The sequence below is a fragment of the Pseudomonas sp. G2-4 genome (assembly GCF_030064125.1).
Lineage (GTDB): Bacteria > Pseudomonadota > Gammaproteobacteria > Pseudomonadales > Pseudomonadaceae > Aquipseudomonas.
Map to the genome: position 1 here is coordinate 1,385,325 of NZ_CP125957.1, position 19,213 is coordinate 1,404,537.

The 19,213-nt window shown below is 60.5% G+C and carries 15 protein-coding genes; 4 read left to right on the forward strand and 11 right to left on the reverse strand.

Translation table 11 applies throughout. The features are described from left to right. Positions 1-99: 99 nt before the first annotated feature. Entirely contained in the window at positions 100-1,227 is a 1,128-nt protein-coding gene (locus tag QNH97_RS06180; protein ID WP_283556054.1) for a branched-chain amino acid ABC transporter substrate-binding protein, read from the reverse strand. A 340-nt stretch (positions 1,228-1,567) separates the two neighbouring features. Here QNH97_RS06180 and QNH97_RS06185 point away from each other — a divergent pair, with 340 nt between their 5' ends. After that, the gene (locus tag QNH97_RS06185; protein WP_283556055.1) at positions 1,568-1,873 is read left to right on the forward strand and encodes a DUF2288 domain-containing protein; all 306 of its coding nucleotides are present in this window, start codon (positions 1,568-1,570) and stop codon (positions 1,871-1,873) included. 286 nt (positions 1,874-2,159) lie between these two features. Here the strand turns inward: QNH97_RS06185 and QNH97_RS06190 are convergent, their stop codons facing one another. After that, positions 2,160-4,340, reverse strand: coding sequence for a hypothetical protein (locus tag QNH97_RS06190; protein ID WP_283556056.1), 2,181 nt, complete (start codon positions 4,338-4,340; stop codon positions 2,160-2,162). 367 nt (positions 4,341-4,707) lie between these two features. Here QNH97_RS06190 and QNH97_RS06195 point away from each other — a divergent pair, with 367 nt between their 5' ends. Further along, positions 4,708-6,057, forward strand: coding sequence for a spinster family MFS transporter (locus QNH97_RS06195; protein ID WP_283556057.1), 1,350 nt, complete (start codon positions 4,708-4,710; stop codon positions 6,055-6,057). A 235-nt stretch (positions 6,058-6,292) separates the two neighbouring features. On the opposite strand, the gene QNH97_RS06200 is transcribed toward QNH97_RS06195, so the two are convergent. Both QNH97_RS06200 and pobA read right to left on the reverse strand, forming a co-directional pair. Next, positions 6,293-7,747: an MDR family MFS transporter gene (locus QNH97_RS06200; protein ID WP_502944531.1), complete on the reverse strand. Its 1,455-nt coding sequence runs from the start codon at positions 7,745-7,747 to the stop codon at positions 6,293-6,295. A gap of 128 nt (positions 7,748-7,875) precedes the next feature. Beyond that, positions 7,876-9,066, reverse strand: a complete 1,191-nt coding sequence (gene pobA / locus QNH97_RS06205) for a 4-hydroxybenzoate 3-monooxygenase (protein WP_283556059.1) — start codon at positions 9,064-9,066, stop codon at positions 7,876-7,878. Positions 9,067-9,241: 175 nt separating this feature from the next. Between pobA and QNH97_RS06210 the strand changes: the two genes are divergently transcribed. Next, positions 9,242-10,135: a helix-turn-helix domain-containing protein gene (locus QNH97_RS06210; RefSeq protein WP_283556060.1), complete on the forward strand. Its 894-nt coding sequence runs from the start codon at positions 9,242-9,244 to the stop codon at positions 10,133-10,135. Positions 10,136-10,142: 7 nt separating this feature from the next. On the opposite strand, the gene QNH97_RS06215 is transcribed toward QNH97_RS06210, so the two are convergent. The 6 genes from QNH97_RS06215 to arcD (QNH97_RS06240) form a co-directional block, all read right to left on the reverse strand. Then, on the reverse strand, positions 10,143-10,319 hold the full coding sequence (locus QNH97_RS06215) for a hypothetical protein (protein ID WP_210643161.1): 177 nt from the start codon (positions 10,317-10,319) through the stop codon (positions 10,143-10,145). A 234-nt stretch (positions 10,320-10,553) separates the two neighbouring features. Beyond that, positions 10,554-10,913 carry a DUF5064 family protein gene (locus tag QNH97_RS06220; protein WP_283556061.1) on the reverse strand — a complete coding sequence of 120 codons (360 nt, stop codon included), beginning with the start codon at positions 10,911-10,913 and terminating at the stop codon, positions 10,554-10,556. 64 nt (positions 10,914-10,977) lie between these two features. Further along, positions 10,978-11,907, reverse strand: a complete 930-nt coding sequence (arcC, locus tag QNH97_RS06225; protein WP_283556062.1) for a carbamate kinase — start codon at positions 11,905-11,907, stop codon at positions 10,978-10,980. A 165-nt stretch (positions 11,908-12,072) separates the two neighbouring features. After that, positions 12,073-13,083 (reverse strand): ornithine carbamoyltransferase, encoded by a 1,011-nt coding sequence (locus QNH97_RS06230; protein WP_283556063.1) that lies wholly within the window; start codon positions 13,081-13,083, stop codon positions 12,073-12,075. A gap of 70 nt (positions 13,084-13,153) precedes the next feature. Beyond that, positions 13,154-14,410 (reverse strand): arginine deiminase, encoded by a 1,257-nt coding sequence (arcA, locus tag QNH97_RS06235; protein WP_283556064.1) that lies wholly within the window; start codon positions 14,408-14,410, stop codon positions 13,154-13,156. Between the two features lie 33 nt (positions 14,411-14,443). Continuing rightward, positions 14,444-15,871 (reverse strand): arginine-ornithine antiporter, encoded by a 1,428-nt coding sequence (gene arcD / locus QNH97_RS06240; RefSeq protein WP_283556065.1) that lies wholly within the window; start codon positions 15,869-15,871, stop codon positions 14,444-14,446. A 399-nt stretch (positions 15,872-16,270) separates the two neighbouring features. Here arcD (QNH97_RS06240) and arcD (QNH97_RS06245) point away from each other — a divergent pair, with 399 nt between their 5' ends. Further along, positions 16,271-17,698: an arginine-ornithine antiporter gene (arcD, locus tag QNH97_RS06245; protein WP_283556066.1), complete on the forward strand. Its 1,428-nt coding sequence runs from the start codon at positions 16,271-16,273 to the stop codon at positions 17,696-17,698. A gap of 140 nt (positions 17,699-17,838) precedes the next feature. Here the strand turns inward: arcD (QNH97_RS06245) and QNH97_RS06250 are convergent, their stop codons facing one another. Further along, positions 17,839-19,185, reverse strand: a complete 1,347-nt coding sequence (locus QNH97_RS06250; RefSeq protein WP_283556067.1) for a CoA transferase — start codon at positions 19,183-19,185, stop codon at positions 17,839-17,841. Positions 19,186-19,213 lie beyond the last annotated feature (28 nt).

Genomic DNA, 19,213 nt, shown 5'->3' on the forward strand with positions numbered 1-19,213 from the left:
GGTGGGGAGACTGGCGGATCACGCCAGCGCGGCCCAATACATTTAAAACAAAGCCCACGGCACGCCGTGGGCTTTATTGGCAGTCAGTCAGGCCAGGCCTTACTGAGGCGAAGCTTCGGTTTTAGGTTTGCCGAAATGCCACTCGTAAACCACGAACTTGAAGTCCTTCAGGTCGCCCTTGGCGTCAAAGCTCAGGTCACCGGTAGGGGTCTTGAAGGTGCCGGCGTGGATGGCTTCAGCCACTTTGCCTGCGTCTTCGCTCTTGGCAGCCTTGATGGCGTCGGCGATCACGGTCACTGCGGAGTAGGACGGGAACACGAACGGACCGCTTGGGTCTTCCTTCTTGGCCTTGAATGCGTCAGCCAGGGCAATGTTGGCTGGATCCTGGTCGAAGGATTTCGGCAGGGTCACCAGCAGGCCTTCGGAGGACTCCTTGGCGATCTGCGAAATCGAGTCGTTACCCACGCCTTCCGGCCCCATGAACTTGGCTTTCAGGCCTTTTTCCTGGGATTGACGCAGGATCAGGCCCAGTTCCGGGTGGTAGCCGCCGTAGTAGACGAAGTCGACGTTGGCTTGCTTGAGCTTGGCGATCATCGAGGAGAAGTCTTTGTCGCCAGCGTTCACGCCTTCGAACACGGCAACCTTGACGCCTTTGCCTTCGAGGGTTTTCTTCACAGCGCTGGCGATGCCTTCACCGTACTGCTGCTTGTCGTGCAGGACCGCAACGATTTTCGGCTTGACGTGGTCGGCGATGTAGTTGCCGGCCGCAGGGCCTTGGGCGCTGTCCAGGCCGATGGTGCGGAAGATCATCTTGTAGCCGCGAGCGGTGATGTCCGGGCTGGTAGCGGCCGGGGTGATCATGATCACGCCTTCGTCTTCATAGATGTCCGAAGCCGGCTGGGTGGAGCTGGAGCACAGGTGGCCAACCACGAACTTGATGCCGTCGTTGACGACTTTGTTCGCGACCGCGACCGCTTGTTTTGGATCACAGGCGTCATCGTATTCAACGGCTTCAAGTTTCTTGCCGTCGACGCCACCCTTGGCGTTGATCTGTTCGATGGCCATCTTGGCGCCACTGAACTGCATGTCGCCGTACTGGGCTACAGGGCCGGTTTTTGGGCCGGCGATGCCGATCTTGATGGTGTCGGCGGCGAACGAATGGCTGGCAACCCCGGCCAGAACCATAGCGGCAAACAGTTTGGAAATCTGCTTAGTAGCCTTAGTCATAGTGCTCCACTCATGCTGTTGTAGTTTTTATAGTCCTGGCGCCGTAGCAGCAGAACCGGGTCAGATATCTTGGATATCCTCGCGGAAAATGCCCCCGGCAACTGTACCGGTACAGTGTAGAGCGCCGATTGTTGGCAAGGGAAGCTGGCGCTTGGGGGCAAAACCTGAGGGTGTCGCTTAATTGAAAGAAAAAGACAGAATGGCGGCGGGGTTTGTCCGGTGAAATCGGCAATCCTTGGCTTTCCTGCGCTTTTCAATCGGTGCTGCAAATTGCTACCGGGTTTTTCTGCCAGACCACCGACGTTATCATTCGCGCCGATTTCTTTTCCGGACAGGTCCCATGAATCAAGAACCTAGCACCCTCTATGCCAAACTGCTTGGTGAAACCGCACCTATTACCTGGAAAGAGCTGGAGCCGTTCTTCGCCAAGGGTGCCCTATTGTGGGTCGATCCGGCACTGGATTTGATCGCCGCGGCCGAAGCCGTTGCCGAGGACGAAGGTACCAAAGTCGCCGCCTGGCTGGCCGCCGAGCAGGTCGCCAAGCTGTCTGAAACGCGGGCGCTGGATTTTCTGGAGCGTGATCCGCAGCTTTGGGCCGTGGTGGTTTCACCTTGGATTTTGATCCAGGAAAGAGCATCGAATTGATCTGCGCACCAATTTGGTTCGTTATTGTTATCGCGGGAAAGTGTGTAGGTGAGTAGCGTGATGGCACCCTGCCGTGGCGAAACGCCACAGGGGAGGGTGACGTATACGTAACGGGAACAGTTTATTGGGCAGCCTTTGGGCTGCTTAATTGTTTCTGGATGTTGTTTGTGTGGGGCTTTGAGGCCGCCATCGCGAGCAAGCTCGCTCCCACAGAGGATTGTGAACACTGTCCAATGTGGGAGCGAGCTTGCTCGCGATGAGGGGCGACGCGGTGCTGCGCCTGGCCTCAGTAAGTCTTGCCAGTATGGTTGTTCAGAGAAATAACCTTGGTCTTGCCAATGCGGTGACGGTAGATCTCGCGCAGGTATTTGATGGCCTTCTTCACGCAGTCGCGGGACAGGCGGATGTCGTTGATCGAGACGAACTTGTCCTTGTCGCTGATCAGCTCGCGGTATTTCTTCTCGTACATCGGCTTGATCGCGTACCAGTTGGTGTCGAGGATTTTCGCCGGGTTTTCGAATTCGTTGAGCAGTTCGTCGATCCGTGCTTCGTCGAAGTCTTCATTGATGATGAAGTCCAGGATCGAGTTGTCCAGGGTGTCGTCGAAACGGTACGGGTTGCGCGCGAAGCAGCGTTTGATGAAGGCCACGATCAGGGTCAGGAAGTCATCCGACAGGCACGGGCTCTTGGCGATCAGGGTGGTCAGTGACAAGTTGGCCGAGGCGCCGATCACCAATGCGTAACGCTTGAGCGTGGTGTTGGGGAACAGGCTGTTGAGGTGGGTCTTGAGCCGGTTCAGGTCCATGTAGGACAGCTTGTAGTCCTTGGGCAACGAGACGATGGACACCACCGACGAGCAGTTCTTGAAGAAGTGCAGGTCATGCAGCGCCGCAGCGTCGTAGCCAGAGTTCTTGTACTGCTCCAGCGAGGCACGGTAGCGCTTCGATTCGATCGGCAGCAGGCTGATGCCTTCGATGGCCTGGGTGACTTTGTTGAAGTGCGGCAGGTCGATGGAGCGGAAGAACAGGTCGTCTATGTTCAGGCGCGGCGGTTCTTTCTCGAACACCTTGAACTTGTCGCCGCTGGGCGCCGGGGTTTCCGGGACGACGGATTCGGCGTAGGCAATCGCCACCGGGCCAGCCAGGCTCATGAACAGGTCGTTGGCGTCCAGGCGAATGGTTTCGCCGATGTCGATGCCGGCACGGCGGAAATAGTTCTGGTCGTAGTCGGTGGTCACGGCCTGGGCCGTCAGGATGTTGAAAATCTGCTGGGAGATGTACTGGTTGGCGTGCTTTTCCATGGCATTGACATCAATGTTCTGGATGTTGCCGTCATCGCTCTCCTCGGCGTAACGCATGATGTCGTTGGAGATCAGCATCATCGCGTTCCACGGGCGGATACGGCCCATGACGCTGGCTTCGCTGCTGTCTTCGTTGGCGAAGTTGTACGAGAAATCCCATTCTTCCGACAGGTATTTGCACAGCAGGCGTCCGGCGTTGATGTGCAGGGCTTCGGACATTTCGCTACGGTGATCGGAGATGTTCGGCAGCACGCAGATGCCGCTGGTGAAGATCGGTTCGAAGACGAAGGAATGACCGCTCTTGCTGTCGTGTTCGTCCATCGGCTTGGTGTCGAACGTCTTGTTCATGTACGAATACTGTTGGGCCAGGCCGAACTCCGAGGCCATGCCCGAACCGGTACCGCCGCCGGCACTGAAGATCGAGAAGTACAGGCGCGACTGGTTGGCCTTGATGCCGCAGCTATCGATCAGGTACGAGTGGATCATTTTCCAGTCGGGGCTGGAGAAACGCTGGGTGTCCTTGTTCAGGATGATCTTGGCCAGGTATTGACCCAGGATCGGCGCGTTACCGGCGCCACCGGCATGGACTTCCGACAGGTCCATGATTTTCATTTTGCTGTAGTCGCGCAAAAAGCCGCTTTTTTCGCCCTTGCGTGAGAAGCGGATGCGCCCGGCGATGTCCTTGTCCAGGTCGCCGAGCATCACCAGCGGCTCCACCAGGAACACCGGCTTACTGGCCTTGCTGGTGCCCAGGCGCAGGTTGTTGCGGATCCACTGGGCGGGGCTGTAGCCCTTGTCGCTGTAGGCTTTGTCTTCGGCATTGAATTCGTTGAGGTAGAACTTGCGGGCGTTGTACACGAGTTCCGCCACGTCCAGGGCAATGTTGGAACCGCAGCGTCCCAGGCCGATCAGGCATACCGACGGGAATTCCTGCTGGGCGCGGTCACTCTCGTCCTCCACCAGGTGGGGCGGTCGCGGGAATACCGCGTCGCGCAGCCCATCGAGGTTGTCGAGGATCCGGTCGGTGTTGGTTTCGGTGAAGTATAGGTACTGCTGGCTTGCCAAGGGGCGCGAGCGGCTCGATGCCTTCGGGGTTTCAGGGCCGTTGGCGGCCGGGCTCAGGGTCAGATCGGATACCGCAGTGGCCGTATTTTTTTTAGAGGTCATGGTGCGCCATATGTCTGGACTGGTCGGCTCGAAGAAGGGTGCCATCGAACCATCACGGATGGGGGCTCGCGTCTGTAATGGCGCGAATGTCGGCCCAAGGGCTCAGCGCTACAGCCTGAGCTGCGCTTGGGAGAATCTTTTTTCCTGATCATGATGAATCGGCTGCTGAAGGATGATCTTTAATCAAGCATGGGCGAAATGATGGCATTTTTTAACGGGTGCGACCCTGTGCCGCGACACGCCGGTTTGCCATGGTCGGGTATCAGCCTTGCGAATGATTGAAGACAGCCCCCGCCCCACTGTCTAGATTGCAGATTCCGGGCTCGGACGCCTCGCCGTTGCCCCATAACAATAAAGAGACGGACCCATGCAGAACTCGACCCAAGCGGCGAATGCCTGGCGCATTCTGTTCCTGCTGTTTCTGGCCAATCTGTTCAACTTCTTCGACCGCACCATTCCGGCAATCATCATCGAGCCGATCCGTATGGAATGGAGCCTCAGCGACTTCCAGATCGGCATCATCGGCACCGCCTTCACCATCGTCTACGCCATTGCCGGTTTGCCGCTGGGGCGCATGGCCGATACCGGTTCGCGCAGCAAGTTGATGGGCTGGGGGCTTGCGGCCTGGAGCGGACTGACAGCGGTGAACGGCCTGGTCGGCAGTTTCTGGGCGTTCCTGGTGGTGCGCATGGGCGTCGGCATCGGCGAGGCCAGTTACGCACCGGCCGCCAATTCGCTGATCGGCGACCTGTTCCCGGCCCATCGCCGGGCGCGGGCCATGGGCATCTTCATGTTGGGCCTGCCGATTGGGTTGCTGTTGGCATTCTTCACCATCGGGGCGATGGTCAAGGCTTTCGACAGCTGGCGCGCGCCGTTCTTCATCGCGGCGGTGCCGGGGCTGGTGCTGGCAGTGTTCATGTTTTTCATCAAGGAGCCCAAGCGCGGCGCGGCGGAAACCGTGCAGGTGTCCCAGGAAAAGGTCGACCGGCCGATCCGTCGGGTGCTGGCGATTCCCACCTTCCTCTGGCTGGTGTTGGCGGGGCTGTGCTTCAACTTCGCCACCTATGCTTGCAACTCATTCCTGGTGCCGATGCTGCAACGTTACTTTCTGATGCCGCTGCATGAGGCCGCCGTGGCCACCGGGATCATGGTGGGCGTGACGGGGTTATTCGGATTGACCCTTGGCGGTTGGGTCGCCGACAAGATTCATCAACGGGTACCCAATGGGCGCCTGCTGTTTGCTGCGTTCAGCCTGGCTATTTCGACGGTTACCACGGCGTGGGCATTGCATGCCGGGCGGATTGAAATCGGCGTGTTCGTGGCGGTGTTCAGCGTGGGTTGGTTGTTTGCCTATAACTTTTACACCTGCGTCTACACCGCGATCCAGGACGTGGTGGAGCCACGCCTGCGCGCCACGGCGATGGCGTTGTATTTCGCTGGGTTGTATTTGCTCGGCGGCGGCCTGGGTCCGGTGGTGGTCGGCGGCCTGTCGGATTACTTCGCTCACACGGCCATGGCGGTTGCGGGTGTCGATCAAATGACCGAAGCGTTCAAGGCCATCGGCTTGCATGACGCGATGTACCTGATACCGGTCGCGCTGCTCTTGACCATGGTGTTCTTGTTCCTGGCGTCACGCTGTTTCGTGCGCGATGCCCAGCGGATGAAGGAGGGGATGAGTGTGGTGGTGGCGCCGGGGAGTGTGGCGGCGCCGGCTTGACTAAAGCCATACGCCGTTCCCCCGTGGCGAGGGAGCTTGCTCCCGCTGGGCTGCGCAGCAGACCCAAAAATTCAGTGTCCGCCGGTAAAGTAGGGGGCCGCTTCGCGCCCCAGCGGGAGCAAGCTCCCTCGCCACGGGTTTTGTGTCCAACCACGAGTTCTGCGTTCAACCAGATCCTGTGTTGAACCACGGATCCGGTTCAATCACAGGCCTGTGGGGCTGCGGTTCTATCTGCCTAGCGAACCTTGTCATCCCGCCCACGCAGCAGTTGATCCGGCATTGCCACCGCCGCCAATAACCCCAGCAGCGACACCGCCGCGCTGATCAACAACAGATGCTTGAACGTGGTCTGCAACCCGTGGCGCAAGGCGTTCTGTGCTTCTCCCGGAGCAGCGTTCAGACCGTCCAGCAACACATTGCCGGAATGTCCTTCGCCCATCGGCGATGAACCGGCGAGCTGGGCAAAGCTTGAATCCTGTAGCAAGGCCAGCAGCAACGCCGACATCAGCGACACGCCCACCGCACCGCCGAGGGAGCGGAACAGGTTGGTGGTGCTGGTGGCGACGCCGATGTCCGCTTGTCGCACGGCGTTCTGCGAGCCCACCAATGAAGTTGGAAACTGCATGCCCGAGGCGATGCCGCAGAGCAGCATGAACAGGCTGCTCAGCCAGAATGCACTGGGCGGGGTGAAGGCCATGCCGAGGATGGCAAACGGAAAGAGCAGGGCGCCGCTCAGGATCATCGGTTTGTAGCGTCCCGTGACCGAAGTCCGGCGTCCGGCGAAGTACGCGCCGATTGGCAGCCCCATCGCCAACGGCAACAAGTGCAACGCCGCGCTGTCAGCGCCCGCACCGGTCACGCTCTGAAAGCGCAACGGCACCAGCACGGTCAGGGAAATCGCCTGGAAACTGGTGAAAAATACCGTGCACCAACACAATACCGCGCTGCGGTTGACGAACAGGTGCATCGGCAGCAACGGCTCCCGGGCTCGGTGCTCATGCCAGACAAACACCGCCAACGCCACCACCGCGCAACCCAACAGCCCTAGCACTTCGCGGCTGTGCCAGGCATGGCCCTGGCCGATCTGGGTGATGCCCAGCAGCAGGGCGGTCAAGCCAATGATCAGCAACACGGTGCCCAGGTAATCGATGATCGGCGTACGTTGCGGCAGTGGCAGTCCCACGAGGGTGCGTCGGGCCACCCACCAGGCCGCCAGGCCCAGCGGCAGGTTGATCCAGAACACCCAGCGCCAGGACAGGTATTCGGTCATGTAGCCGCCCAGCACCGGCCCGGCCACGCTGGCCACCGCGTACATACTGCTGAAATACCCCTGGTAGCGACCACGTTCGCGGGGCGGCACGATGTCGCCGATGATCGCCTGGCTCACGGAAATCATCCCGCCGGCGCCGATGCCTTGGAGAATCCGTGCCAGCACCAGTTGCTCCATGTTTTGCGCCAGGCCACAAAACAGCGAGGCCAGGGTGAACAGGCCCATGCCGAACAGCATCAGCGGCCGGCGACCGTAGAGGTCGCCGAGCTTGCCGTAGATCGGTACGGCCACGGTCATGGCGACCATGTAGCCGGAAATCACCCAGGCCAGCAGGCTGACGTCCTTGAATTGCGCGGAGATGGCCGGCATCGACACGGCGACGATGGTCTGGTCCAGGGCACCGAGGAAAATCGCCAGCATCAGGGCCACCAGCACGCTACGTATGGCTGGCGTCGGGGCTTGGAGGGTATTGAGCTGAGTCACGGTAGAACCTGCGGGCCGCCGAGAGGGCGAATGGGACGGAGCCCGCAGTTTAAGTCGATAGGCGGCTATTCGATAGCCTCGTAAGGAAGTCCGACGTAATTTTCCGCAATGGTTTTTCGACCGGCTTCTGAGTCGACGAAATACTCCAGCTCCGCTTCGCTGATGCGCTGGTTGAAGGCGTCGTCGTCGAAGCGGTGCAACATCGAGGTCATCCACCAGGAGAAACGCTCGGCTTTCCAGACTCGCCGCAGGCAGATGGCGGAGTACTTCTCTAGCAGATCCACCCGTCCGTCGCGATAGACCTTGAGCAGAATGTTGAACAGCGTGCTGACATCGCTGGCCGCCAGGTTCAGCCCCTTGGCACCTGTGGGCGGGACGATGTGGGCCGCGTCGCCCACCAGGAACATCCGCCCATACTGCATGGGTTCGACCACGAAGCTGCGCAGCGGCGCGATGCTTTTCTCGATGGATGGACCGGTCACCAGCGCTTCGGCCAGATCAACAGGCAGGCGGTTTTTCAGTTCGGCCCAGAAGCGCTCGTCCGGCCAGTCGGCCACTTGTTCCTCGGCGGGCACTTGCAGGTAATAACGGGTGCGGGTCTTGGAGCGCATGCTGCACAGGGCAAAACCGCGTTCGTGACGGGCGTAAACCAGTTCCTCGTGGACCGGCGGGGTGTCGGCCAGGACGCCGAGCCAGCCAAACGGATAGACCCGCTCGAAGACTTTCAGTTTTTCTGCGGGAATTGACTGGCGCGCCACGCCATGGAAGCCATCACAACCGGCGATGTAATCGCAATCCAGGCGCCAGGTTTCACCCTGGTGCTCGAAGGTCACGAACGGGTGGTCGGTTTGCATGTCGTGGGGTTGGGCCTTATCGACCTGATATAGCGTGCGGGCGCCGGCGGCTTCACGAGCGGCCATCAAGTCACGGGTGACTTCGGTCTGGCCGTAGACCATTACGCCTTTGCCACCGGTCAGTCCCTTGAGGTCGATGTGCACCCGGCGATCATTGAGCGCCAACTCAAAGCCGTCATGGGGCAGACCCTCGGTGTCCATGCGCTGGCCGACGCCGGCCTGGCGCAGCAGTTCGACCATGCCTTGCTCCAACACTCCGGCACGGATGCGGCTCAATACATAGTCGGGGGTCTGGCGTTCGAGGATGACAGTGTCGATGCCGGCGTTGTGCAGCAACTGCCCGAGTAGCAGGCCAGAGGGGCCGGCGCCGATAATGGCGACTTGGGTCTTGAGGGTTTTCATTGTTGTTATGACTCGCACGAAGCACGCGACCAGGGTCGGTGTTGATTGTTATGGACCGAGTGCTTGCATTTTTCGCTTGCTGGCCTGTCAATTGAAGGGGAAAACTGAGCCGATACCTGTACTTTCTGCCAATTGGTGCGATTATCGCCCGCAACCCCTGGCCCGGATCCACGTTATGAAAAAACCTGACCTGCCTTCGATCCCGGTGTTCAAGCTCTACGGCGAAAGCCAGGACTGGCCGACCCCGGATCTGCTGCATTGCGAAACCATTTCCAAGCGCAGTCGCGAGCACCAATGGGAGATCAAGCCCCATCGGCATGCTGATCTTTGCCAATTGCTGTTTGTCTTCAAGGGCCAGGCAGAACTGGAAATCGAGGGCCAGCGCACGCAACTCGGCGAGCCGGCGGTGCAGATCCTGCCGCCGCTGTCGGTCCATGGCTTTCGTTTTTCAGAGGATGTGGAAGGTTATGTGGTGACGCTGGCGGCACCGCTGGTGATGCACCTGCAATCGCAGCTGGGCCATTCGGTCAATATCCTGGCCCAGGCCGAAAGCTACCCGGCCGGGGAAAACGCCGCCTACCTCAACAGCCTGTTCAGTGCCTTGCAGGCCGAGTACGTTGGCCATCAGCCGGCGCGGGAGATGCTGATGCATGCCCTGGTCAGCGTGATCATGGTCTGGGTCAGCCGCCAAGTGATGCAGCGGCGCACCTCTACCCAGCGTCCACAGCGCGCCCGGGAATATCTCAACGGGTTCATTCAGTTGGTGGAAGAAACCTATCGCCAGCACGTCAAGGTCGAAGACCTGGCCCATCGCCTGGGAATTTCTGTGTCGCACCTCAACGGCACGTGCCGCGAGCTGGCGGGGCAACCGGCGTTGCAGATCATGCATGAACGCCAATTGCTGGAAGCCAAGCGCCTGCTGACCTACACCGGCCTGACGATTTACGAGATTTCCGAGATGCTCGGGTTTTCCGACCCGACCAACTTCACCCGGCTGTTCCGCCGGCGTGTCGGAATCTCGCCCAAAGCCTTCCGCGACCGGCTCAAGACCGATCAGCAGGACGACTGAACACGCTTCAGCGCAAGGCGTTCAGGGTCGCGCTGTGGGGGATGCAACGTTCGAAGTTGCAACTGGCGAATTCACGGGGCAACTGCCGGGCCTGCTCGACCCGATAGGCCGCGGTGCCATACAGCGCCAGCGTGGCGGCGCAAGTGACGAAAATCGCGAGGCGTCTTTTTATTTTGATGTTCATGGCGGTGACCTCTGAACGAATACCCTGGGGTACTGCTTTCAGCATAGGTCAGCCGTGGCGGGTTGCCAGTCAGGCAAACGTTGCATTTAACCCGACATTCAGGGCGCTGATATCCTTTTGTGGGAGCGAGCTTGCTCGCGATGAGGCCGGGTCAGTCCCTATGTGTATTGACTGATCCACCGCTATCGCGAGCAAGCTCGCTCCCACAGGGTTGGGGTGGTCTTTTTGACCGGGTTATTCCAAGTGTTCAGGCTTCATCGGATCACCCGGCTTCACATCCAGTTGCTGGCGCACGTCTTCGAACATTTCATCGTAGTACTTGTGCATCGAGCCGATGCTGGCGCTTTTGGGCAGGCCGTATTTCTGGGCGATGCGCGTGGCATGGCGGGCGAAGTCGAAGGCCTGATCCTTGGCCAGGAAAAAGGTCTCGTCCAAGGTGTTGTCCTCGACCGTGCCATGCACCCGGAACGACATGCCGGCGCCTTCCTTGGGGTCCTGCGCAACCTCGTAGTCGATGCACAGGTTGTAGCTGAAATCTTCCTTGTTCAGCGCGTGGCGTTCCATGTGCAAGTGACCGGGTTCGAACATGGCCATAAACGACTCTCCTTCGAAGGCATGGGAGTAAGGCAGACCCTGGATCCGCCATGCAAGTTTCCTGTTACCGATAAACGATGCCTGGTATCGCCGTGCTGATGCGGGTGCCAGCCTTGCCCTGGACGATGGCGTCGATGTCCGAGAGTGAACCGATCACCGCGACCTTGCCAGTATTGCGGGCGAATTCGCAGGCGGCCTGCACCTTCGGCCCCATCGAGCCGGCGGCGAAACCGAGTTTTTCCAGGTCATCGGGGTGGGCCTGGGCGATGGCTTTCTGGCTCGGTTTGCCGAAGTCGATGAAGACCGCGTTGACGTCGGTGGCAATCACCAGCAGATCGCTTTCCAGTTGCTCGGCCAGCAGTGCCGAGCACAGGTCCTTGTCGATCACCGCCTCCACGCCCTGCAACTTGCCGTTGGCGTCGTACATCGTCGGAATGCCGCCACCGCCGGCGCAGATCACAATGCTGCCCTTTTCCAGCAGCCACTTGATCGGACGGATTTCAAAGATACGTTTGGGCCGCGGGCTGGCGACCACGCGCCGGAATTTATCGCCGTCCGGGGCGATGGCCCAGCCTTTCTCGGCGGCGAGTTTTTCTGCGTCTGCTTTGCTGTAGACCGGGCCGATGGGTTTGGTGGGGTTCTGGAAGGCCGGGTCGTTGCCATCCACTTCGACCTGGGTCAGCAGCGTGGCGAACGGCACTTCGAAGTCCAGCAGGTTGCCCAGTTCTTGCTCGATGATGTAGCCGATCATGCCTTCGGTTTCGGCGCCGAGCACGTCCAGCGGATACGGCGTGACCGAGGTATAGGCTGCCGCTTGCAACGACAGCAGGCCGACCTGTGGGCCGTTGCCGTGGGCGATGACCAGCTCATTGCCGGAGTGGATTTTCGCGATCTGTTCAGTCGCGGTGCGGATGTTGCTGCGTTGGTTGTCTGCGGTCATGGGTTCACCCCGACGCAGGAGGGCGTTACCGCCCAGGGCAACGACGATGCGCATGATGTGGTCCTTTCAAAAATAGATCGAGAAGGCAGTCCCCCCTGTGGGAGCGAGCTTGCTCGCGATGACGGCGGCACATCCAACATCAATGCAAGCTGACACTCCGCCATCGCGAGCAAGCTCGCTCCCACAGTGAAGAACTCTTCAGCAGGGATCGGGCGGTATTCAGATATCCGCCAACGCCGACACCAGGATCGCCTTGATGGTGTGCATGCGGTTCTCCGCTTGCTCGAAGGCGATGTTGGCCGGGGATTCGAAGACCTCTTCGGTCACTTCCACGCCGTTGGCCAGGTTCGGATAGCGTGCGGCGATGTCCTTGCCGACCTTGGTTTCGCTGTTATGGAACGCGGGCAGGCAGTGCATGAATTTCACCCGTGGGTTGCCCGAGGCTTTCATCATCTGCGCGTTGACCTGGTAGGGCAGCAATTGCTCGATGCGCTCGTCCCAGGCTTCCACCGGCTCGCCCATGGACACCCAGATGTCAGTGTGGATGAAGTCCACGCCCTTGACGGCTTCCTTAGGGTCTTCGGTGATGGTGATGCGTGCACCACTTTCGACGGCGAAGGCCTGGCACTGGTCGATGAAATCCTGGTGCGGCCACAGGGCTTTCGGTGCGCCGATGCGTACGTCCATGCCCAGTTTGGCGCCGATCATCAGCAGCGAGTTGCCCATGTTGTAGCGGGCGTCGCCCAGGTACGCGTAGCTGATGTCATGCAGCGGCTTGTCGCTGTGTTCGCGCATGGTCAGGGTGTCGGCGATCATCTGGGTAGGGTGGAATTCAGCAGTCAGGCCGTTGAATACCGGCACCCCGGCGAATTTGGCCAGTTCCTCGACGATCTCCTGCTCGAAGCCACGGTACTCGATGGCGTCGAACATCCGTCCCAGCACGCGGGCGGTGTCCTTCATGCTTTCCTTGTGGCCGATTTGCGAGGACACCGGATCGATGTAGGTGACGTGGGCGCCCTGGTCATGGGCCGCGACTTCAAAGGCGCAGCGGGTACGGGTCGAGGTCTTCTCGAAGATCAGCGCGATGTTCTTGCCCTTGAGGTGCGCCTGTTCGGTGCCGGTGTACTTGGCACGCTTGAGGTCGCGGGACAGGTCCAGCAGGTAATGCAGCTCGCGGTTGGTGTGGTGCATCAAACTCAGCAGGCTGCGGTTGTGCATGTTGAACGCCATGATATGGATCTCCTTGGGTTTCGGTTATCCCCTGGGCTGCGTTGGATAAACACTGGCCCAGGCTCGAAGGTCAGTAATCGATCGGGTCGCGAATGATCGGGCAGGTCATGCAGTGACCGCCGCCCCGGCCGCGGCCCAACTCGGCGGCACTGATGGTGATGACTTCCACTCCGGCCTTGCGTAGCAGCGTGTTGGTGTAGGTGTTGCGGTCGTAGCCGATCACCACGCCCGGTTCCAGGGCCACCACGTTGTTGCCGTCGTCCCATTGCTCGCGCTCGGCGGCGAAGCTGTTGCCGCCGGTTTCCACGACTCGCAGTGCCGGCAGCTTGAGGGCGGCGGCCACGGTGTCGAGGAAGCTGCCGTCCTCGCGGCGCACGTCGATGCCGCCGGGCTTGCTCTCGTCAGGACGCAGGGAAAACGCGACGATCTGGCTCACCACTTCGGGGAAAATCGTCACCAGGTCGCGGTCGCAGAAACTGAACACAGTGTCCAAATGCATGGCCGCGCGGGATTTCGGCAGGCCGGCGACGATCACCCGTTCCACGGCGTTGTGCTTGAACAGGTTCAGTGCCAGTTGGCCGATGGCCTGGCGGGACGAACGTTCGCCCATGCCGATCAGCACCACGCCGTTGCCAATGGGCATCACGTCGCCGCCTTCAAGGGTCGCGTTGCCGTGCTCCTGGTCCGGGTCGCCGTACCAGACCTGGAAGTCGGCGCGGGTGAACTCGGGATGGAATTTGTAGATGGCGCTCGCCAGCAGCGTTTCCTGGCGGCGCGCCGGCCAGTACATCGGGTTCAAGGTGACACCGCCGTAGATCCAGCAGGTCGTGTCGCGGGTGAACTGAGTATTGGGCAGCGGCGGCAGGATGAAGCTGGAGTGCCCGAGGAAGTCGCGGAACATCTGGATGGTCTTGCCACCGAAGCTGTCCGGCAGATCATCGGCCGAGACACCGCCAATCAGGAACTCGGCGATCTGGCGCGGCTCCAGGCTGCGCAGCCACGAGTCGACTTCATGCACCAGGCCGATGCCTACCGAATTGGCGGTGATCTTGCGTTGCAGGATCCAGTCCAGGGCTTCGGGGATGGCGACGATGTCGGTCAACAGGTTGTGCATTTCCAGTACATCGACGCCACGCTCGCGCATCTTGGTGACGAAATCGAAATGGTCACGCTTGGCCTGGTTGACCCATAGCACGTCGTCGAACAGCAACTCATCGCAGTTGTTCGGGGTCAGCCGCTGATGGGCCAGGCCTGGGGAGCACACCAGGACTTTACGTAATTTACCGGCTTCGGAATGAACGCCGTACTTCACTTTTTCTGTGGTCATTACAAAGATCCTCCAGATAAAACAATCAGTCAGTTACAAGGTCAGGAAGCCGTCGTAGAGGCCGTAGGCGGCCACCAGGGCGCCTGCGATCACTGCGGCGAAAATCAGCTTCTCGACGGAGGTGAAAACCGGTTTGCCCAACTCGCGCTTGGCCTTGGCGAACAGGATCGCGCCGGGGGCGTAGAGCAGGGCGGAGAGCAGCAGGTACTTGACCCCGCCGGCGTACAGCAGCCACACCGCGTAGATCAGGGCAATGGCGCCGATGACCAGGTCTTTGCGCCGTTCCGCCAGGGCGTTCTGATAGGTCTCGCCGCGCACCGCCAGCAGCACCGCGTAGGCGGCCGACCACAGGTACGGCACGAGGATCATCGAGGTGGCGAGGTAGATCAGCGACAGGTAAGTGCTGGCCGAGAACAGGGTGATGATCAAGAACAACTGGACCATCGCGTTGGTCAGCCACAGTGCATTGGTCGGTACGTGGTTGGCGTTTTCGCGGCGCAGGAACGCGGGCATGGTGTGGTCCTTGGCGGCGGCGAACATGATCTCCGCGCACAGCAGCACCCAGGACAACAGGGCGCCGAGCAACGAGATGATCAGGCCGACGCTGATCAGCACCGCGCCCCAGTGACCCACGACGTGCTCCAGCACGGCGGCCATGGACGGATTCTGCAATTTTGCCAGTTCAGGTTGGGTCATGATCCCCAGGGACAGCACGTTCACCAGTATCAGGAACAACAGCACGGTGACAAAACCGATCACCGTGGCCTTGCCCACATCCGAGCGTTTTTCGGCGCGGGCGGAAAAAATGCTGGCGCCTTCGATGCCGATGAACACCCACACGGTCACCAGCATCATGTTGCGTACCTGATCCAGCACGCTGCCCAGGTCCGGGTTTTTCAGGCCCCAGATGTCGGCGGTGAAGATATCCAGCTTGAAGGCGAATACGGCGATCAGCACGAACAGCAGCAACGGCACGACCTTGGCGACGGTGGTCACCAGGTTGATGAAAGCCGCTTCCCTGATGCCTCGCAGCACCAGAAAGTGCACGGCCCACAGCAGCACCGACGCGCCGATCACCGCCGCTACGGTATTGCCCTCGCCAAACACCGGGAAGAAGTAGCCCAGGGTGCTGAACAACAGGACGAAGTAACCGACGTTGCCCAGCCAGGCGCTGATCCAGTAGCCCCAGGCGGACGAGAAACCCATGTAGTCACCGAACCCGGCCTTGGCGTAGGCATATACCCCGCCGTCCAGATCGGGTTTGCGGTTGGCTAGGGTTTGGAACACGAAGGCCAGGGTCAGCATGCCGACGGCGGTAATCGCCCAGCCAATCAACACCGCACCGACATCGGCGCTGGCGGCCATGTTTTGTGGCAAGGAAAATATTCCCCCACCGATCATCGAGCCGACCACCAGTGCGACCAGCGCACCGAGTCGAAGTTTTCCAGGGGTATCAGACATTGCATAACTCCAATACAGGAGAAAGAGAGTCAATAGACTAAGTCGATTTTAAATTTGAATATCTGATCTGGATCAGTGCATGGCAACATTCCATTGCTAATGAAGCAGTTAGCGGCTGCTGTCGATGTCCGTGAGTCATTTGAAAGGCCCGTTTCAGAGCCTCTGGAGGGAGCGGGTGAAGGGGATTTCGTCCCCCGGTGGGAGTGTTCACACTAGTTGAATTCTACTGAGTCGCAACTTTTTCGACGGTTTTCATGGCAGAAATAAAATCGATCGTCGTTGGCCTTTTTTATGAGTGTCTTGGACAATAACCGGATAATAAATCTACGGACTTTGAATGGATGGCGTTATTCAAAAACGTTATGTCGCTTTATCTACTTAATTAACAAGTGAGTACCCATGTCGCAGCCGTCTGAAAAACTACGACTCGGCGCACTGATTGCACTGGTGGTCGGCTCGATGATCGGCGGGGGAATCTTTTCCTTGCCACAAAACCTGGCGGCGCGGGCAGGGGTCGGTGCGGTACTGATCGGTTGGGCCATCACCGCCGTGGGCATGCTGACCCTGGCTTTTGTGTTCCAGACCCTGGCCAATCGCAAGCCGAACCTGGACTCGGGCGTGTACGCCTACGCCAAGGCCGGGTTCGGTGACTACATGGGCTTCTCGTCGGCCTGGGGTTACTGGATCAGTGCGTGGATGGGCAATGTGGGCTACTTCGTGCTGCTCTTCAGCACGTTGGGGTATTTCTTCCCGGTGTTCGGCCAGGGCAATACCCCCGTGGCCATTGGGTGTGCCTCATTGCTGTTGTGGGCGGTGCATTTCCTGGTGCTGCGAGGGATCAGGGAGGCCGCGTTCATCAACCTGGTGACTACCATCGCCAAGATCGTGCCGTTGGTGATGTTTGTCATCATCGCGAGTGTGGCGTTCGAGGCGGAGATCTTCACCCGCGATATCTGGGGGACGATGAATCCACAGCTGGGCAGCGTGATGGACCAGGTGCAGCACATGATGCTGGTGACAGTGTTTGTCTTCATTGGGATCGAAGGGGCCAGCGTGTACTCGGCGCGGGCGGAAAAACGCGTGGACGTGGGGCGGGCGACGGTCATCGGGTTCGTCGGTGTGCTGGCGCTGCTGGTGCTGGTGAACGTGCTGTCGCTGGGAATCATGAGCCAGCCGGAGTTGGCTCAGTTGCAGAATCCGTCCCTGGCCGGTGTACTGGAACACATTGTCGGGCCTTGGGGCGCAGTGTCGATCAGCCTGGGCCTGGCCGTGTCACTGCTCGGTGCTCTGTTGTCCTGGGCGCTGCTGTGCGCCGAGATCCTTTACGCCACCGCCCGGGACAAGACCATGCCAGCGTTCCTGACCAAGGAGAACGTCCACCGTGCACCGGTCAACGCGTTGTGGCTGACCAACTCAATGATCCAGCTGTTCTTGTTGATCACCCTGTTTTCTGCGAGCACCTACACCAGTCTGATCTATCTCGCCTCGTCAATGATCCTGGTCCCTTACTTATGGTCAGCGGCCTACGCGGTGCTGCTATGCGTACGGGGGGAAACCTACGAACAGGGCTCGCTCCGACGGATGAAAGACCTGTGCATCGGCAGCGTTGCCCTGTGCTACGCGGTATGGCTGCTGTATGCCGGCGGCATGAAATACCTGCTGCTGTCGGCGCTGCTATACGCGCCGGGGGTGGTCCTGTTTGCCCAGGCCAAGCGCGAGCAGCGCCAGCCGCTGTTTACCCACGTGGAGAAGGGGATTTTTGCCTGCGTGATGGTGGGGGCGGGGGTGGCGGCTTATGGGTTGTACAGTGGTTTTTTGGCGCTGTGAGGCGAAGGTCGCCTTTCTGGCTAGTTAGAGGCGGTCAGTGTGGCGAGGGAGCTTGCTCCCGCTGGGGCGCGTAGCGGCCCTGTTTTTTGGGGCTGCTGAGCAGCCCAGCGGGAGCAAGCTCCCTCGCCACGGGGCCTTCTTCACCACTGCGGGCGATGAGCGCCCAGTTCAGCCGCCGGCAAGGTCCATTGCAACGGTGTCCCGGTGATCTTCAGCGGCACTTGCAGCCGATGGGCCGGGCCCCACGGCGTCTGTTCCGTCAACAATCCCTGATCGTGAGCGTCTTCGGGACGTAACGCGGCCTGGGCCCCGGCCCCGTGCTCAATCAACAGCTTCGCTGTACGGGCCAGTGACAGGCGTGCCGAGCCGCCGTGACCGTTTTCCAGGCGTCGGGACAACAACACAATGGCGCTGGCGGCCATCAGGTACCCGGTGCCGTGGTCCAGCGCCTGCACTGGCAGCGGTGTTGGTTTATCGGCTTGCGTCCAGCCCATGCCGGCTTCGGCGATGCCGCTGCTCATCTGCACCAGGCTGTCGAAGCCACGCCGGTTCTGCCACGGGCCGCTCCAGCCGTAGGCGTTGAGGCTGATGTCGATCAGGCCTGGAGCAATTTGTCGCCGTTGCTCGGAGCCGTAGCCCAGGCGCTCCAGGGCGTCGGCCCGGTAGCCATGCAGGATAATGTCGGCGTCCTTGAGCAATGCCTCGAATGCCGCGCGGTCGTCGGGTTGATGCAAGTCGAGGCGGGTGCAGCGTTTGCCGAGGGTGACTTCCGGCACCACGCCGGGTTCGTTCCAGGTCGGCGGATCGACGCGCAAGACATCGGCGCCCAGGCCTGCGAGGAAGCGGCTGGCGATGGGGCCGGCCAGCACGCGGGTCAGGTCGAGCACCCTGAGACCCGCCAGTGGCTGGGCCACGGAGCCGAGCCAGGGCTTGTGCTGTGCATCGGCACTGTTGTCCCAGTGCACCAGCGGCTCGGCATTCACCGCCATGCCCTGGGGGTGCGCCTGCCAGGTCTGCCACGAACGCATCTGGGCGGCGCAACCGCCGGCGTCGACCACCGCTTGTTCCAGTTCGGCCTTGTTCCAGAGGGCCACTTTGCTCGCCATGTCGGTGCGGTCGATGCAGGGGCCGAGAACTTTTTCTGCGGCCAGACGGTGATGCGGCGCGTTGGTGTGCAAGCGAATCCAGCCATCGGCGGTGGCGTAGTCACCGGCCACCGGATCCCACATGGGCGGTACGCTCCAGCCGATGGGGCGCAGGGACGTGGAGAACCAGAATGAGGCCAGGCGCCGGTCGACCTCAAGGGGCGGCAGGCGACCGGTTTGCTGGTGGATGAGCTCGGCGGCGGCCTGGCCGGCTGCAGCGATGCTGGCACAAGCCAGCTCCGTGACGGCGAACGCCGAGGGCAGGGCGCCTTCGCCAATGAAGGCGATCGGAGTCGTGGGCAAGCCGAGGGAGGCTTGCATGGACGTGAGCAGATCGGTCATCGAGGGCCCTCCAAAACGAGAGAGCGAG

Coding starts and splice junctions, on each gene's coding strand:
- QNH97_RS06180 (WP_283556054.1), bottom strand. CDS start 1,227: ATGACTAAGGCTACTAAGCAGATTTCCAAACTGTTTGCCGCTATGGTT.
- pobA (WP_283556059.1), bottom strand. CDS start 9,066: ATGAAAACCCTCAAGACCCAAGTCGCCATTATCGGCGCCGGCCCCTCT.
- arcD (WP_283556065.1), bottom strand. CDS start 15,871: ATGTCTGATACCCCTGGAAAACTTCGACTCGGTGCGCTGGTCGCACTG.
- QNH97_RS06210 (WP_283556060.1), top strand. CDS start 9,242: ATGAAAAAACCTGACCTGCCTTCGATCCCGGTGTTCAAGCTCTACGGC.
- arcD (WP_283556066.1), top strand. CDS start 16,271: ATGTCGCAGCCGTCTGAAAAACTACGACTCGGCGCACTGATTGCACTG.
- arcA (WP_283556064.1), bottom strand. CDS start 14,410: ATGACCACAGAAAAAGTGAAGTACGGCGTTCATTCCGAAGCCGGTAAA.
- arcC (WP_283556062.1), bottom strand. CDS start 11,907: ATGCGCATCGTCGTTGCCCTGGGCGGTAACGCCCTCCTGCGTCGGGGT.
- QNH97_RS06195 (WP_283556057.1), top strand. CDS start 4,708: ATGCAGAACTCGACCCAAGCGGCGAATGCCTGGCGCATTCTGTTCCTG.
- QNH97_RS06190 (WP_283556056.1), bottom strand. CDS start 4,340: ATGACCTCTAAAAAAAATACGGCCACTGCGGTATCCGATCTGACCCTG.
- QNH97_RS06220 (WP_283556061.1), bottom strand. CDS start 10,913: ATGGCCATGTTCGAACCCGGTCACTTGCACATGGAACGCCACGCGCTG.
- QNH97_RS06250 (WP_283556067.1), bottom strand. CDS start 19,185: ATGACCGATCTGCTCACGTCCATGCAAGCCTCCCTCGGCTTGCCCACG.
- QNH97_RS06215 (WP_210643161.1), bottom strand. CDS start 10,319: ATGAACATCAAAATAAAAAGACGCCTCGCGATTTTCGTCACTTGCGCC.
- QNH97_RS06200 (WP_502944531.1), bottom strand. CDS start 7,747: ATGCTGGCGATTTTCCTCGGTGCCCTGGACCAGACCATCGTCGCCGTG.
- QNH97_RS06230 (WP_283556063.1), bottom strand. CDS start 13,083: ATGGCGTTCAACATGCACAACCGCAGCCTGCTGAGTTTGATGCACCAC.
- QNH97_RS06185 (WP_283556055.1), top strand. CDS start 1,568: ATGAATCAAGAACCTAGCACCCTCTATGCCAAACTGCTTGGTGAAACC.